The following is a 13,530-nucleotide window of genomic DNA, read 5'->3' on the forward strand; positions in this document are numbered from 1 at the left end:
TCACGGTTCGCGGACGCGCCGGTGCCGTCCGGCACGTGCCGGACGGCCAATGCGAGGGCGGCTCGGGGACGGATGTTCCGGTGGCGGCGTACGCTGCCGGAGACGGCCCTGCCCGGCCGCATGGCGATCGTTCGGAGGTGCGTGATGTCTCCTTCGCGGGCCACGCCCGTGACGGGCGGGGATGTCCGCGCAGGACGGCGGGGGACCGGATTCGCCTGGCCTGTGCCGTGGGTGTCGTCCACGCTCTACGTCTCGGTGCTCGTCGGCGGCGTCTACTACGGGGTGGCCGGGGCGGGGCAGGGCGAACCGGCGCGGACTGTCGTCTTCGCCGGTGGTCTCGTCGCGCTGCTCGTTCTCGACGTCACCGGACGGCATCGCCTCGACGCCAGGCCGTCCACCGGACCGGCGCTCGCGCTGCTCGCCGTACGCCTGGGACTGTTCGCCCTGGTCACGCTCTTCGACGGCTCCGGGCTCTCCCGCGCCCTGTTCCTGCTGGTGCCGTTCACGGCGTACTTCGCCTTCGGGCGCAGAGCGGGTGTCACGCTGGGGGTGGCGTGTCTCGGGGTACTGGTCACGGCGTTCACGTTGACCACCCCTGGCTGGTACACGCGGGCGGAGTACATCTCAGACCTGCTCATGTTCGCCCTCGGGCTGGTCCTCGTCGTCTCGACGGCCGAGGTCGCCGTGGGGGAACGGGCGGGAAGGGCACGGCTTGAGCTCACCCTGAGGGAGCTTGAGGAGTCCCACCGTCTGCTCACGGACTACGCCGGTCAGGTCGCCGAGCTGTCCACCACGATGGAACGGACCCGGCTGGCCAGGGACATCCATGACAGCCTCGGCCACCACCTGACCGTGATCTCCATCCAGTTGGAGAAGGCGTCCGCCTTCCGCGACCTGGACGGCGCCGCCGCGGACCGGGCTCTCGCCGACGCCCGCCGGGCGGTCAGACGCGCTCTTGAGGAGGTGCGCGGCGCGGTGCGGGCGGCACGCGCGCAGACGCGGCACTTCTCGCTGTCCGAGGCTCTCGCCGAGCTGGCGGGGAACGACGACGGCGGACGTCCGGTGGTCACCCTCGAACTCACGGGTCAGGAGGACGGCTACGGTGCCGCGGAGCTCACCGCCCTCTACCGGGCCGCACAGGAATGTCTGACCAATGCCCGCAGGCACGGCGCCGCGGACCATGTGTCGATCTCGGTGGCGTTCGGTGAGTCGTCGGCGCGGCTTGTCGTCGCCGACGACGGAGAGGGTTTCTCCCCGTCGGCTGGGCGGGACGGGTTCGGCCTGCTCGGTATGCGGGAGCGTTCCCGTCTCCTCGGCGGTGCTTTCGACGTCAGGAGCGGCCAGGGAACGGGAACGGTGGTCACCGTGACGATTCCCCGGCGCGCGGAGGCCGTCGGATGACCCAGACCGTACGGGTGCTCGTGGTCGACGATCAGGAACTGGTCCGTGAGGGAATCGCCTCCCTGCTCGGCATCCAACCTGGCCTGACCGTGGTCGGCACCGCGAGAGACGGCCAGGAGGCGGTGAGCCGAGCCCTGGAGCTCGTGCCGGACGTGGTCCTGATGGACGTCAGGATGCCCGGAGCCGGCGGTCTTGAGGCGGTGGCGGTCCTGCGCCAGCGGATGCCCCGCTGCCGCGTCGTCATGCTGACCACCTTCGACGACGAGGAGTACGTCGTACGGGCGCTCGCGGCGGGCGCGGCGGGCTATCTTCTGAAGGACCTGCCCGCCGCCGACCTCGCCGGTGCCGTCCGGCTGGCCGGGGCCGGTGTCACCCAGCTCGACTCCTCCGTCGCCAGACGGCTGGCGTCCACGCTGGCGTGCGCGGGGAAGGTGCCCGCGGCGGTGAAGGCGGAGGCGGGTGAGGAGGCGGCCGCGCTGACCGGCCGTGAGATCGAGGTGCTGCGTCTCCTCGCGGTCGGCTCGACCAACAGGGAGATCGCCTCCCGCCTGTTCCTGAGCGAGGGCACGGTCAAGAACCACATCTCACGAATCCTCGGCAGGCTCGGCCTGCGGGACCGGACCCAGGCCGCTCTCTACGCACGCGATCACGGCCTGATCTGACGAGCCGGCTCAGCCGCTCTTGCGGCGGAAGGAACGCTTTCCCGCGACCGGGCCGTGGGCGCCGTGGATCTTCGACGACCCCTTGCCCTTGCCGCCGGAGGCGGCGTCGGCCTGGGCCGACTTCTTGCGGTCAAGAGCCTCGCGGAACCTGCGCCTGAGCTCGTCGTCGGCGCTCTCGGACCCCTCTGGACCCGGCGTGACGTCGGACATACGGACCTCCTGGATCTGGCGGAGCGGGGACATCATCCTCTCACGACGGTCGCCGCGACTCAGTGCACCCCCATGGCCATCAGCACCAGCAGGCCCACGAGGTGACCGACGACGACGAACACGATGACGAAGAGGAAGACGAATCTCGCGGGGCCGTGCTCGAAGTGCTTGCCCTCCCTGAGGGTGGGGCGTCCGGCCTGACGCTCGGCGATCCGCTCCTCGATCGTCTTGCCGTGAAACATGGGACTCCCTCTCGTCGGCCGCCGACGCTTTGCACAACAATGGTTTGTGCACCAATTATCATACTGTGTCGGTTGGGAGGTGTCGTGAGCGATGTGACCGATGTCCTGAGCCTGGACCGCCAGGTGTGCTTCGCCCTTGCCGTCGCCTCGCGCGCCGTCATCGGCGTCTACCGGCCGCTGCTGCAGCCGATGGGGCTGACCCACCCCCAGTATCTGGTGATGCTGGCCCTGTGGGAGCGCGCGCCGCTGTCGGTGAAGGAGCTGAGCAAGCTACTGCAACTCGACCCCGGTACGCTGTCACCGCTCCTCAAGCGTCTTGAGGCGATCGGCTACGTCCGGCGGCAGCGGGACAGCCAGGACGAGCGTGTCCTGCTGGTCACGCTCACCGGGAAGGGCCGTGAGCTGAGGAGCGAAGCTGAGAGGATTCCGTCGTCCGTGGTCGAACGCCTGGGTATGCCCCTGGAGGAGCTGCAGGAGCTCCACCGGTCGCTGACCCGTGTGATCGCCGCCGCGAACGGCGCGCCTCACTGATCCACGGAGAGGAACAGGAGAAAGGCTCATGGCTGGAAGCCACGGAGGAAGCCTCAAGTCTTGGCTTGCGGTGATCGTCATTCTGATCGGGTTCACCGTCGGCGGTGTGGCCCTGTGCCTGGGCCCCAACTGGACCCTGGTCTGGGTGGGAGCCGGGATCATCGCGGTCGGCGGCGTGATCGCCCTGGTGGTCGACATCTTCTCCGACGTGATCATCGACGCCCCCCGGGTGTCGCAGGACAACCACAGCTGACCGAGGCCGCCGCTTCACTCCTTCCGCAGAGCGTCCTCGGCGGAAGGGGAGAGCTCGAACGCGGCGCGCAGGCCGGTGATGGTCAGGATGCGCTCCAGGGTGCCGTGGACCCCGGCCAGGACCAGGCGGGTGCCCAGGGCGCCGCTTCTCCTGAGGTTCGCGATCAGCTCGGCGAGGCCGGTCGAGTCGCAGAAGGTGAGCGCCGTGACGTCGATGACCACGGTCGGGGGAGGCCCTTCCTCCCAGACCCTGTTCATCTCGTCACGGAGAAGGGGAGTGTGGTGGTAGTCGAGCTCCCCTTTCGCCTCAACGACGCATGCCGTACCGCGCATGCTTGATGAAACCGTGAAAAAAGCCATGATCCGCTCCTCCGCCCGCGGGGGCAGGGCGGGCCTGCCTCTGTCCTACCAGGTCCCGGGAGCCGATGAGACACGCCGGCGATCATCGGGCGGCGAATCCACGCGCTGACCTCGCCGTACGGCCAGGCGGCGGGACACAAGACGGACGGGATCACGGGTAACGGCGACGACGGTCACCGTATGCGCTCTCATGGTTACCCGACCGGAGTTTCCGTCGAGGTCACCGGAGGCAGGGCGCCATGTCCCGCGATCGAACCCGTCATCTGTACGCCGCCGTCCTGCTGGCGACGGCCGTCGGCGCCGTCGTGGGGCTGGTGGCCCCGGAGACGGCCAAGGCGCTCGCCCCGCTGGGCACCGCCTTCGTCGCGCTGGTCAAGATGATGATCGGCCCCGTCGTCTTCTTCGGCGTCGTGCTCGGCGTCGGGTCGGTCGCGGGCACGGCCAGGGTCGGCAGGATCGGCGGCCTGGCGCTCGGCTACTTCCTCGTCATGTCGGTAGTCGCGCTGGCCTTCGGGCTGGCCGCGGGCAACCTGGTCACCCCCGGCCGTGGCCTGCGCCTCGCCGGGGGAGCGCCCCCGAGCGTCCCGGCCGAGGCGGGGGAGGACCTGACCGCCTTCCTGCTCGGGATCATCCCGGCCACGCCGCTCTCGGCGTTCACCGAGGGCCGGGTGCTGCAGGTGCTGCTGGTCGCGCTGCTCACCGGCTTCGCCCTGCAGGCCATGGGGGAGCGCGGGGCCGTACTGCTCGCCGCGGCCGGGCACCTGCACGCGCTCGTGCTGCGCGTCCTCTCCATGATCATGTGGGCCGCCCCGGCCGGGGCCCTCGGGGCGACGGCCGCCGTCGTCGGCGCGACGGGCGCGGCCGCGCTGGGGAGCCTCGCCGCCGTGGTCGCCTGCTTCTATGTGACCTGCCTGCTGTTCGTGCTGGCCGTACTGGGGCCGCTGCTGTGGCTGGTGGCCAGGGTCGGGCTGCTGTCGCTGCTGCGCTATCTCGGCGGGGAGCTGCTGCTGGTGCTGTCCACCTCCTCCTCGGAGACCGCGCTGCCCCGGCTGATCGCCAAGCTGGAGCACCTCGGGGTGAGCCGGGCCGTGGCGGGGGTCACGGTGCCGACCGGGTACTCCTTCAACCTCGACGGCACCGCCATCTATCTGACGATGGCCACCCTGTTCGTGGCGACCGCCTCCGGCGTCTCCCTGTCTCCCGGTGAGCAGGTGTCGCTGCTCGTCTTCATGCTCGTGGCCTCCAAGGGGGCGGCCGGGGTCACCGGGGCGGGCCTGGCGACCCTCGCGGGCGGGCTGCGGGCGCACCGGCCCGACCTGGCGGACGGCGTCGGGCTGCTCGTCGGCGTCGACCGCTTCATGTCCGAGGCTCGGGCGCTGACCAACTTCACGGGCAACGCGGTGGCGGCCATCCTGGTCGGGGCGTGGACCGGGGGGTTCGACAGGGCGCGCGCGGCGCTGGTGCTGTCGGGGCGTGAGCCGTTCGACGAGAGTGTCCTGGCCACTGACCCGGCCCCTGCGCCTCCGGCGCGTGAGGTCCTGGAGCACGGCTGAACCCTGTCCTTTATGTGTGATATGTCCGAAATGGGGTGTTTTTATGGCATGGGCCGGGGATCCTGAGCAGGAGACAGACCTGCCGGACGGTCCTGCCCGTCTGTCATGAACCGAGGAGGACCGGGCGTGCCCTCCGGCGCCCGCCGGTGCCGTCGTTCCCGTCGCGCCCCGCGCTCCGGTGCGGGGCGGCACAAGAGGAGGGGCCGTGAAGTTCATCGAATCGGCCAGGCCGTACGTCCTTGCACTGTTCCGTATCGTCGTCGGACTGCTCTTCGCCTGTAACGGTGCCGCCAAGATCTTCGGGGTGCTGGGCGGTGGGGCGATGCCCTTCGGCTCGTGGCCGGGGTGGTACGCGGGTGTCATCGAACTCGTTGGAGGGGTCCTCGTCATGCTCGGCCTCGGCACCAGGATCGCGGCGCTGGTCTGCTCGGGGGAGATGGCCTACGCGTACTTCGTCGTCCACCAGCCGAAGGCCCTGTGGCCCATCCAGAACGACGGCGAGCTTTCCGCGCTCTACTCCTGGGCGTTCCTGCTGATCGCGGTCATGGGGCCGGGGGCGTGGGCGCTCGACGCCATCTCGGCCCGCGCCAGGGACCGCGAGCGCCCGCGCCCGCAGGAGCCGTCGGAGAACAACCCGTTGACGACCCACTGAGTCCGCTGAGCCCGCTGACGGCGGTCCTCCCCCGGGAAACCGGGGGAGGACCGCCGTGCTCCCGTTCAGCTTCCGTCCAGAACCTCGCGCAGCCGGGGGGCGAACCCCTCGGGATCCTCGACGAAGGCGATGTGGCCCCCGGGAAAGACCGTCGGCTCCGTGCCGAGCGCCGTGGCGAGGGCGGCCGAGGTGAGATCGCAGAACTGGCCCGCCGAGTCCTGCCCGACGCCGACCACGACGCGGACCGGCCCGTCGCGCAGGGCCGCGACGTCGGGCCGCCAGCGGGTGGTCTCCCGCATCTCGTGCAGGAACCAGAAACGCTCGTCGGCCACCCGCTGCGGGTCCTGCTCTGTGGGCTCCTCGGTGGGTTCCTCGCCGGACTCCCCGTCAGGGGACAGCGGGATGTTGGCGTTGACCAGGAACTTGACCCAGGCTCCCCCGACGTCGCCGGAGGCGTAGGTGGCGATGATGTCCTCGACCGCGGCGTCCCGCGCGGCGGGGTCGTCGAGCACGTGGTTCAGCGGGGGCTCGTGCGCGATCACGGCGCGCACCCGCTCCGGGTGGGCGACGGCGAGCGCCAGCGCGGTGACGGCGCCGCCGCTCGAACCGAAGACCGTGGCCGGGCCCCGGTCCACGTGCCCAAGGAGCAGGGCGAGGTCGTCGGCGCGCAGCCGGGGGGTGGAATCCCGCTCGGGATCGTCCTGGACGCTGCGGTTGAGCCCCCGGGGGTCGGTGGTGAGCACGGTGTGGTCGGTGGCGAGCAGGTCCGCGAGCGGCGCGAAGAACGTGGCGTCCATCGGGGCGCCGACGAGCGCGACCAGGGGTCCCTCGCCCCGGATCTCGTAGTGCAGCGTGGCGTCGGCGACCCTGAGGGTGCCGGTGGTCACGGTGGTTTCCGCTGGCGGGTGGTTCATCGGATCTCCCGAGGGGGTGGTGTGCGATGTCTGTCGGGAGAGGAGACTCCGGCGGTGAGGCAGAATCGTCGCCCGTGAGGGAAGTTTTTTCCGGACAGCCTCAAACCGCCGACGATCCCGACCTGGCGCGGGCGCGGGGCGGGGACGACGCCGCGTTCACCCGTCTCGTACGGCCCCTGCGCGGCGAGCTGCACGCTCACTGCTACCGCATGCTCGGCTCGTGCCACGACGCCGACGACGCGCTCCAGGACGCCCTGCTGCGCGCGTGGCGGGGGCTGGCCCGCTTCGAGGGACGCGCCTCGCTGCGCTCCTGGCTCTACACCGTGACCACCCGCACCTGCCTGGACATCATCGAGGCCAGGGGCAGGCGGGCGCTGCCCGTCGATCTCGGTCCGTCGAGCGAGCGGGCCGTCACCGGTGACGTCCCGCGCACCGACATCGCCTGGCTCGGCCCCTATCCCGACGCGGACCTGCCCGAGGGGCCCGCCTCGCGCTACGAGCAGCGCGAGGCCGTCGAACTCGCCTTCGTCGCGGCGCTGCACCACCTGCCGGGCAACCAGCGGGCGGCACTGCTGCTGTTCGAGGTGCTCGGGTTCTCCGTCGCCGAGATCGCCGAGACGATGAACACCTCGGCCGCCTCGGTGAACTCCGCCCTGGCGCGGGCCCGCAGGGTCGTCGCCGAGCGGGTCCCCTCCGTCACCCAGCAGCGGACGCTGCGCCGGATCGGTGACGCCAGGGTGCGGGAGATCGTCGCCGACTACTCGGCCGCGCTGGAACGCGGCGACGCCGACGCCCTGGTCGCGCTGCTCACCGAGGACGTCACCTGGTCGATGCCGCCCATGACGCACTGGTACCGCGGCATCGAGGCGGTCACCGACTTCGCCGTACGGCTGCCGCTGACCTCGTGCGGGAGCTGGCGGCACCTGTCGGTCAGCGCGAACGGCCAGCCCGGCGTGGCCTCCTACCTGTGGAACGAGGAGGGGAAGGCGCATCTCGGCTGGTCGATCGACGTGCTGACCCTGCGCGAGGACCGGATCGCGGAGATCACCTCCTTCGTCGGCTCCGGCCACTTCACGCGGTTCAGGCTGCCCGCCTCACTGCCCTGACCGGGTCGCGGCGAGGTAGATCCGCCTGGCCAGGGCGGTCGTCCGGGCGGTCGAGCCGCTCCAGGTGGCCGTCGAGGGGTGGGCGGTGAGCAGCACCATGATCCAGCGCTCGTCCTTTCCCACGAGACCGGTGGTGTGCAGCACCGGGTGACCGAGGTCGGGGACGGACACCGGACGGGCCTGGAACGAGGCGGTCCTTGCGGTGGGGGAGGTCTTCGCGCACCGGACCGGGGGTGTCGAGCCGTACCCCGACCAGCCCTGCTTGACCGCCCAGGGCCTGGGCACCGCGCCGGGGATGCCGAAGTACTGGTCGAAGCCGTCGGAGCCGCACCGCTCGGCGTTGCGCAGGTGGCCGAGGACGAGGTCGCGGACCCGCGGGGTGGCGCGGTCGAGGAGATAGCGGTAGGCGCGCACGACGTCCATCGCGCTGAGTGAGGTGTAGCCCCAGAACCCCGGCTTGTCGGCGGGCGGGGGAGCGGTGTCGGTCAGTCCGAGCCTGCGCGCGGTCCGCTCGACGATCCTCCCCCTGCCGCCCCTGGTCCAGAAGGAGGTCGCGGCGGCGTCGTCGCTGGCCCGGAGCATCCTGCCGAGCAGCGCGAGGTCGCTCCTGGGGACGACGCGGTGCGACTCCAGGTAGTCGATCGCGATCAGGATCTTCACCACCGACGCGGAACGGAACCTCCGGTGCGCGTCGTGCCGCGCGGTGACCCTGCCCGTCTGCCGGTCGAAGACGACGTATCCGGCGCGCACCCCGGCCGGGACGTACGGCGCGGCGGAGGCAGGGACGGCGGGGAGCAGGAGGAGCAGGGCGGTCATGATGATCGTCAGGGGGCGTCTCACCCGCACATGCCTACCAGAACACGGCCCCTCCCGCGGGTCTCCCGGGTTACCTCCCACCCTAAATGCAACTAAACATGTAGGAATTACTGGTTTTGATGTTATCGTCATGACATGTCGGCAGCTCATCTCCATCTCTCCGTCGCGCTGGACGGCGCGGGATGGCACCCGGCGGCCTGGCGCGACCCGGCCGCCTCCCCGAAAGACCTGTTCACCGCCGCCTACTGGGCCGGACTCGTGGCCGAGGCCGAGCAAGGCCGGCTCGACTTCGTCACCATCGAGGACACCGTCGCCCTGCAGACCAGCCGCCTCGACGGCCCGGACGGCCGCACCGACCAGGTGCGGGGCCGCTTCGACGCCGTCCTGCTGGCCTCGCGGATCGCCCCGCTGAGCCGGAGCATCGGGCTGGTGCCCACGGTCACGACCACCCACACCGAGCCCTTCCACGTCGCCAGCTCCCTGGCCACCCTCGACTACGTCAGCGGCGGCAGGGCCGGATGGCGGGTGCAGCTTTCCGGCAGGCGCTCGGAGGCGGCCCACTTCGGCCGCCGTGAGGTCCCCGAGCTGGGGCCCGCCCAGGCCGTCGCCCTTGAGGACTACGCCATCTACCACGAGCTGTTCGGCGAGGCCGGGGATGTGGTCGAGGTCGTGCGCCGCCTCTGGGACAGCTGGGAGGACGACGCGGTGATCCGCGACGTCGCGACCGGCCGGTTCGTCGACCGCGAGAAGCTTCACTACGTCGACTACGAGGGACCCCACTTCAGCGTCAGGGGACCCTCGATCGTCCCGCGTCCCCCGCAGGGACAGCCGCTGGTCACCGCGCTGGCCCACTCGCGGCTGCCGTACGAGTTCGCCGCGCGTGGGGTGGACGTGGAGTACATCACGCCGCACGACGCCGACCAGGCGCGCGCCATCGTGGCGGAGATCCGCGAGATCGGCGGTGTCCAGCCGAAGGTCTTCGCCGACCTGGTCGTCTTCCTCGACGAGACCCAGCAGGCCGCCGAGGAGCGCAGGGCCAGGCTGGACGAGCTGGACGGCGCCGCGTACGCCTCGGATGCCAAGATCTTCGCCGGGACCCCGGAACAGCTCGCCGACCTCCTGCTCGACTGGCGTGAGACCGGTCTTGAGGGCTACCGGCTGCGCCCCGCCGTACTGCCGACGGATCTGAACGCGATCACCCGCACTCTGGTGCCCGAGCTGCGCCGTCGCGGAGCGTTCCGTGACGGGTACGAGGCGGGCACGCTCCGCGGCCACCTCGGGCTCGCCCGTCCCGCCAGCCGCTACGCAGGGAGCACCCGATGAAGCAGGTCATCCTCGCCGCCCACTTCCCCGGTGTGAACAACCAGACGGTGTGGAGCGATCCAGCCTCGGGCAGTCAGATCGACTTCTCCTCCTTCGTCCACCTCGCGCGGGCCGCGGAGCGCGGCCGGTTCGACTTCTTCTTCCTCGCCGACGGCCAGCGGCTGCGCGAGCAGCGCGGCAGGATCCACGACCTCGACGTGGTCGGCCGTCCCGACTCGCTCACCGTGCTCGCCGGGCTGGCCGCCGTCACCGACCACCTGGGCCTGGCCGGGACGATCAACGCCACCTTCAACGAGCCCTACGAACTCGCCCGCAAGCTCGCCACCCTCGACCACCTGTCCGGCGGCAGGGCCGGGTGGAACGTGGTCACCTCCTCCGACGCCTTCACCGGGGAGAACTTCCGCAGGGGCGGCTACCTGGACTACTCGGAGCGCTACGCGCGGGCCGCGGAGTTCGTGCGGACCGTGCGCGAGCTGTGGGACTCCTGGAAGGCCGAGGACCTCGTCGCCGACCCCGCGACCGGGTTCTTCGCCTCGGCGAACGCCGGGGAGTTCGCCCACCACGGCACCTTCTTCGACATCGAGGGCCGCTTCAACGTGCCGCGCGCCCCGCAGGGGCACCCGCTGACCATCCAGGCCGGGGACTCCGACGAGGGCAGGGAGTTCGCCGCCGCCCACGCCGACGCCATCTTCTCCAGGCACGGCACGCTTGAGGACGGCAAGGTCTTCTACCGCGACGTCAAGGCCAGGGTCGTGGCCAACGGCAGGTCGCCCGACTCGCTGAAGGTCCTGCCCGGGGTCACCTTCGCGCTCGGCGACACCGACGCCGAGGCCCAGGAGAACGCCGACCACGTCCGGCGTCAGCAGGTCAGCCCGCAGACCGCGATCCTGCTGCTGGAGCAGGTCTGGAACCGCGACCTGTCGTCCTACGACCCGGAGGGGCCGCTGCCGGAGATCGACCCGCTCGTCTCCGAGGAGGAGTCGATCAGCAGGGGCCGTACCCGGCTGACCAGGGACCCGCTGGAGACGGCCGCGCGCTGGCGGGCCCTGGCCGAGGAGAAGCGGCTCGGCATCCGCGACCTGATCATCGAGGTCACCGGCAGGCAGTCCTTCATCGGCTCGCCCGGCACGGTTGCCGAGCAGATCAACGCGTTCGTGCAGGAGGACGCCGCCGACGGCTTCATCCTGGTGCCGCATCTCGTCCCGGCCGGTCTGGACGAGTTCGTGGACAGGGTCGTCCCGCTGCTGCAGGAGCGTGGCGTGCTGCGCACCGAGTACGGCACGAGCACCCTGCGGGGCCACCTCGGGCTGGAGGGCGGAGCGTGAAGTTCCTCGCCATCACCCTGATCGTCCACGGACCCCACCCGATCACCGGTGAGCTGAAGCCGACCAACGCGCGCCTGCGCGAGGTCGTGGACAACGCGGTCCTGGCCGAGGAACTCGGCTTCGACGGCTTCGGCGTCGGCGAGCGGCACGAACGCCCGTTCATCTCCTCCTCCCCGCCGGTCGTGCTGAGCCACATCGCCGCCAGAACGTCCAGGATCAGGCTGTTCACCGCGGTCACCACGCTGAGCCTGCTCGACCCGGTCAGGGCCTTCGAGGACTACTCGACGCTCGACCACCTCTCCGACGGGCGCCTCGAACTGATCATCGGCAAGGGGAACGGCGCCGCCCAGGCCAAGCTCTTCCACGTGACCCCCGAGGACCAGTGGGAACGCAACCGCGAGGGCTACGAGCTGTTCCGCCGCCTGTGGCGGGAGGACAAGGTCACCTGGTCGGGCAGCTTCCGGCCCTCACTCGACGAGGCGGAGGCGCTGCCGCGCCCGCTGCAGCGGCCGATCCGCGTCTGGCACGGCAGCGCGACCAGCAGGGAGTCGGTCGAGCTGGCCGCCCTGTACGGTGACCCGCTCTTCTCCGCCAACGTCACCAACCCCGTCGAGCCGTACGCCGAACTGGTCCGTCACTACCGGGAGCGGTGGGAGTTCCACGGCCACGACCCCGCCGACGCGCTCGTCGGGGCGGGCAGCGCCGGGCTCTACGTGGCGAGGAACTCCCAGGAGGCGGTCGAGACCTACCGGCCGATCTTCGACGCCAGGCTGGAGCTGTTCAGGAAGGCCGGGGTCGATCCGGTCTTTCACACGATCGAGGACGCCGTCGAGCGCAGCTCCATCCTGGTCGGCAGCCCCCAGCAGATCATCGACAAGGTCCACCGCTACCACGAACGGCTCGGGCACGAGGTCATGCACCTGTCCGCCGACGCCGACGGCCTGACCGACAAGCAGCACCGGGCCAGCCTCGAACTCTTCCAGAGCGACGTCGCCCCCGTGCTGCGCAGGGAGATCCCCAGCAGGCCCTTCCCCGGACACGAAAGCCAGCACGAAAGGCAGTCATGACGTCGCTGTCCATCCTCGACCTGTCCCCGATCCCGTCGGGCGGCACGGTCACGGACGCCCTCAACAACACCATCGACCTGGCGAAACGTGCCGAGGAGTTCGGCTACCGGCGCTACTGGCTGGCCGAGCACCACTTCGCCCCCGGCGTGGCCAGCGCGGCGCCCGCCGTCCTCATCGCCCTGGTGGCCGCGGCGACCAGCACGATCAGGGTCGGCTCGGGGGCCGTGCAGCTCGGCCACCAGACGGCGCTGGCCGTGGTCGAGCAGTTCGGCCTGATCGACGCGCTGTATCCGGGCAGGATCGACCTCGGTCTCGGCCGCTCCGGGCAGCGCAGGACCGAACTGCTGGCCGAGGCGAGCAAGCCCCCGGCGCCGCCCAGGGCCGCCCAGGTCGTGGACGGGCTGCTCATCCCCGAGCCGTTCTCCTTCGCGGCCCTGGCCGCCTCCCCGGTCTTCACGCTGCAGTCCTCGCTGCTGCAGCAGCCGGGGGCGCAGAGCCCGGACTTCGCCGACCAGGTGGACGACATCGCCGCCCTCATCGCCGGGACCTACCGCTCCGAGGAGGGACTGGCCGCGCACGCCGTACCGGGGGAGGGGGCGCAGGTCGAGCTGTGGGTCCTGGGCAGCAGCGGCGGCCAGAGCGCCCAGGTCGCCGGGGAGCGCGGCCTGCCGTTCGCGGCGAACTACCACGTCAGCCCGTCCAACGTGCTTGAGGCGGCGCAGGCCTACCGGGAGGCGTTCAAGCCGTCGCGCGTCCTGTCGGCGCCGCGTCTGGTGGTCTCCGCGGACGTGGTCGTGGCCGAGGACGACGAGACGGCCCGTGAGCTGGCCTCGCCGTACGGGCTGTGGGTGCGCAGCATCCGCAGGGGGGAGGGGGCGATTCCGTTCCCGACGCCCGAGCAGGCCGCGGCCCACGAGTGGACTGAGGAGGACCGTGCGCTGGTCGCCGACCGGGTCAGCACCCAGTTCGTCGGCTCGCCGCGGACCGTCGCCGAACGGCTGCGCGTCCTGCGCGACGTCACCGGCGCCGACGAGCTGCTCGTGACGACCATCACCCACGACCACGCCGACCGGGTGCGCTCCTACGAGCTGCTCGCCCAGGAGTGGGACGCCTGAA

The 13,530-nt window shown here is 71.1% G+C and carries 16 protein-coding genes; 11 read left to right on the plus strand and 5 right to left on the minus strand.

Annotation, left to right across the window (positions count from 1 at the left end; genetic code table 11):
- Positions 1–231 precede the first annotated feature (231 nt).
- Both FHS44_RS42540 and FHS44_RS33340 read left to right on the plus strand, forming a co-directional pair.
- Positions 232–1,401, plus strand: coding sequence for a sensor histidine kinase (locus FHS44_RS42540; RefSeq protein ID WP_221461577.1), 1,170 nt, complete (start codon positions 232–234; stop codon positions 1,399–1,401).
- Entirely contained in the window at positions 1,398–2,063 is a 666-nt protein-coding gene (locus tag FHS44_RS33340) for a response regulator transcription factor (RefSeq protein ID WP_184722195.1), read from the plus strand. Before FHS44_RS42540 ends, FHS44_RS33340 begins: the two co-directional genes overlap by 4 nt.
- A gap of 9 nt (positions 2,064–2,072) precedes the next feature.
- Here the strand turns inward: FHS44_RS33340 and FHS44_RS33345 are convergent, their stop codons facing one another.
- Positions 2,073–2,273, minus strand: coding sequence for a DUF5302 domain-containing protein (locus tag FHS44_RS33345; protein WP_184722198.1), 201 nt, complete (start codon positions 2,271–2,273; stop codon positions 2,073–2,075).
- Positions 2,274–2,332: 59 nt separating this feature from the next.
- The gene (locus tag FHS44_RS33350) at positions 2,333–2,515 is read right to left on the minus strand and encodes a hypothetical protein (RefSeq protein WP_184722201.1); all 183 of its coding nucleotides are present in this window, start codon (positions 2,513–2,515) and stop codon (positions 2,333–2,335) included.
- An 84-nt stretch (positions 2,516–2,599) separates the two neighbouring features.
- On the opposite strand from FHS44_RS33350, the gene FHS44_RS33355 reads away from it, so the two are divergent.
- Positions 2,600–3,046, plus strand: a complete 447-nt coding sequence (locus tag FHS44_RS33355) for a MarR family winged helix-turn-helix transcriptional regulator (protein ID WP_184722204.1) — start codon at positions 2,600–2,602, stop codon at positions 3,044–3,046.
- A 28-nt stretch (positions 3,047–3,074) separates the two neighbouring features.
- Complete coding sequence (locus FHS44_RS33360) at positions 3,075–3,299, plus strand: HGxxPAAW family protein (protein WP_184722207.1); 225 nt, start codon at positions 3,075–3,077, stop codon at positions 3,297–3,299.
- 14 nt (positions 3,300–3,313) lie between these two features.
- Here the strand turns inward: FHS44_RS33360 and FHS44_RS33365 are convergent, their stop codons facing one another.
- Positions 3,314–3,658 carry an STAS domain-containing protein gene (locus FHS44_RS33365; protein ID WP_184722211.1) on the minus strand — a complete coding sequence of 115 codons (345 nt, stop codon included), beginning with the start codon at positions 3,656–3,658 and terminating at the stop codon, positions 3,314–3,316.
- Between the two features lie 239 nt (positions 3,659–3,897).
- On the opposite strand from FHS44_RS33365, the gene FHS44_RS33370 reads away from it, so the two are divergent.
- Positions 3,898–5,211, plus strand: coding sequence for a cation:dicarboxylate symporter family transporter (locus FHS44_RS33370; RefSeq protein ID WP_184722214.1), 1,314 nt, complete (start codon positions 3,898–3,900; stop codon positions 5,209–5,211).
- Between the two features lie 205 nt (positions 5,212–5,416).
- The gene (locus FHS44_RS33375) at positions 5,417–5,863 is read left to right on the plus strand and encodes a DoxX family protein (protein WP_184722216.1); all 447 of its coding nucleotides are present in this window, start codon (positions 5,417–5,419) and stop codon (positions 5,861–5,863) included.
- Between the two features lie 65 nt (positions 5,864–5,928).
- Here the strand turns inward: FHS44_RS33375 and FHS44_RS33380 are convergent, their stop codons facing one another.
- Positions 5,929–6,777 carry an alpha/beta fold hydrolase gene (locus FHS44_RS33380; protein WP_184722219.1) on the minus strand — a complete coding sequence of 283 codons (849 nt, stop codon included), beginning with the start codon at positions 6,775–6,777 and terminating at the stop codon, positions 5,929–5,931.
- Positions 6,778–6,851: 74 nt separating this feature from the next.
- Between FHS44_RS33380 and FHS44_RS33385 the strand changes: the two genes are divergently transcribed.
- On the plus strand, positions 6,852–7,883 hold the full coding sequence (locus tag FHS44_RS33385) for a sigma-70 family RNA polymerase sigma factor (RefSeq protein ID WP_221461579.1): 1,032 nt from the start codon (positions 6,852–6,854) through the stop codon (positions 7,881–7,883).
- On the opposite strand, the gene FHS44_RS33390 is transcribed toward FHS44_RS33385, so the two are convergent.
- A complete protein-coding gene (locus tag FHS44_RS33390; RefSeq protein ID WP_184722225.1) occupies positions 7,872–8,723 on the minus strand; it encodes a serine hydrolase in 852 nt (283 codons plus the stop codon). The two genes, FHS44_RS33385 and FHS44_RS33390, sit on opposite strands and share 12 nt — an antisense overlap.
- Positions 8,724–8,834: 111 nt before the next feature.
- Here FHS44_RS33390 and FHS44_RS33395 point away from each other — a divergent pair, with 111 nt between their 5' ends.
- The 4 genes from FHS44_RS33395 to FHS44_RS33410 are packed head-to-tail and all read left to right on the plus strand — an operon-like array spanning position 8,835 to position 13,529.
- Positions 8,835–10,022 (plus strand): LLM class flavin-dependent oxidoreductase, encoded by a 1,188-nt coding sequence (locus FHS44_RS33395; protein WP_184722227.1) that lies wholly within the window; start codon positions 8,835–8,837, stop codon positions 10,020–10,022.
- Positions 10,019–11,347, plus strand: a complete 1,329-nt coding sequence (locus FHS44_RS33400; protein WP_184722230.1) for an NtaA/DmoA family FMN-dependent monooxygenase — start codon at positions 10,019–10,021, stop codon at positions 11,345–11,347. Before FHS44_RS33395 ends, FHS44_RS33400 begins: the two co-directional genes overlap by 4 nt.
- Positions 11,344–12,414: an LLM class flavin-dependent oxidoreductase gene (locus tag FHS44_RS33405; RefSeq protein WP_184722233.1), complete on the plus strand. Its 1,071-nt coding sequence runs from the start codon at positions 11,344–11,346 to the stop codon at positions 12,412–12,414. Before FHS44_RS33400 ends, FHS44_RS33405 begins: the two co-directional genes overlap by 4 nt.
- Positions 12,411–13,529, plus strand: a complete 1,119-nt coding sequence (locus FHS44_RS33410) for an LLM class flavin-dependent oxidoreductase (RefSeq protein ID WP_184722236.1) — start codon at positions 12,411–12,413, stop codon at positions 13,527–13,529. The genes FHS44_RS33405 and FHS44_RS33410 overlap by 4 nt, the downstream gene beginning before the upstream one ends.
- The last annotated feature ends 1 nt before the right edge of the window (position 13,530 follow it).

It is taken from the genome of Streptosporangium saharense (assembly GCF_014203715.1).
GTDB classification, from domain to species: domain Bacteria; phylum Actinomycetota; class Actinomycetes; order Streptosporangiales; family Streptosporangiaceae; genus Streptosporangium; species Streptosporangium saharense.

What these genes read in the sequence shown, in the direction of transcription:
- FHS44_RS33340 (WP_184722195.1), top strand. Translation starts at nt 1,398, where the DNA reads ATGACCCAGACCGTACGGGTGCTCGTGGTCGACGATCAGGAACTGGTC.
- FHS44_RS33345 (WP_184722198.1), bottom strand. Translation starts at nt 2,273, where the DNA reads ATGTCCGACGTCACGCCGGGTCCAGAGGGGTCCGAGAGCGCCGACGAC.
- FHS44_RS33350 (WP_184722201.1), bottom strand. Translation starts at nt 2,515, where the DNA reads ATGTTTCACGGCAAGACGATCGAGGAGCGGATCGCCGAGCGTCAGGCC.
- FHS44_RS33360 (WP_184722207.1), top strand. Translation starts at nt 3,075, where the DNA reads ATGGCTGGAAGCCACGGAGGAAGCCTCAAGTCTTGGCTTGCGGTGATC.
- FHS44_RS33365 (WP_184722211.1), bottom strand. Translation starts at nt 3,658, where the DNA reads ATGGCTTTTTTCACGGTTTCATCAAGCATGCGCGGTACGGCATGCGTC.
- FHS44_RS33370 (WP_184722214.1), top strand. Translation starts at nt 3,898, where the DNA reads ATGTCCCGCGATCGAACCCGTCATCTGTACGCCGCCGTCCTGCTGGCG.
- FHS44_RS33380 (WP_184722219.1), bottom strand. Translation starts at nt 6,777, where the DNA reads ATGAACCACCCGCCAGCGGAAACCACCGTGACCACCGGCACCCTCAGG.
- FHS44_RS33395 (WP_184722227.1), top strand. Translation starts at nt 8,835, where the DNA reads ATGTCGGCAGCTCATCTCCATCTCTCCGTCGCGCTGGACGGCGCGGGA.
- FHS44_RS33400 (WP_184722230.1), top strand. Translation starts at nt 10,019, where the DNA reads ATGAAGCAGGTCATCCTCGCCGCCCACTTCCCCGGTGTGAACAACCAG.
- FHS44_RS33410 (WP_184722236.1), top strand. Translation starts at nt 12,411, where the DNA reads ATGACGTCGCTGTCCATCCTCGACCTGTCCCCGATCCCGTCGGGCGGC.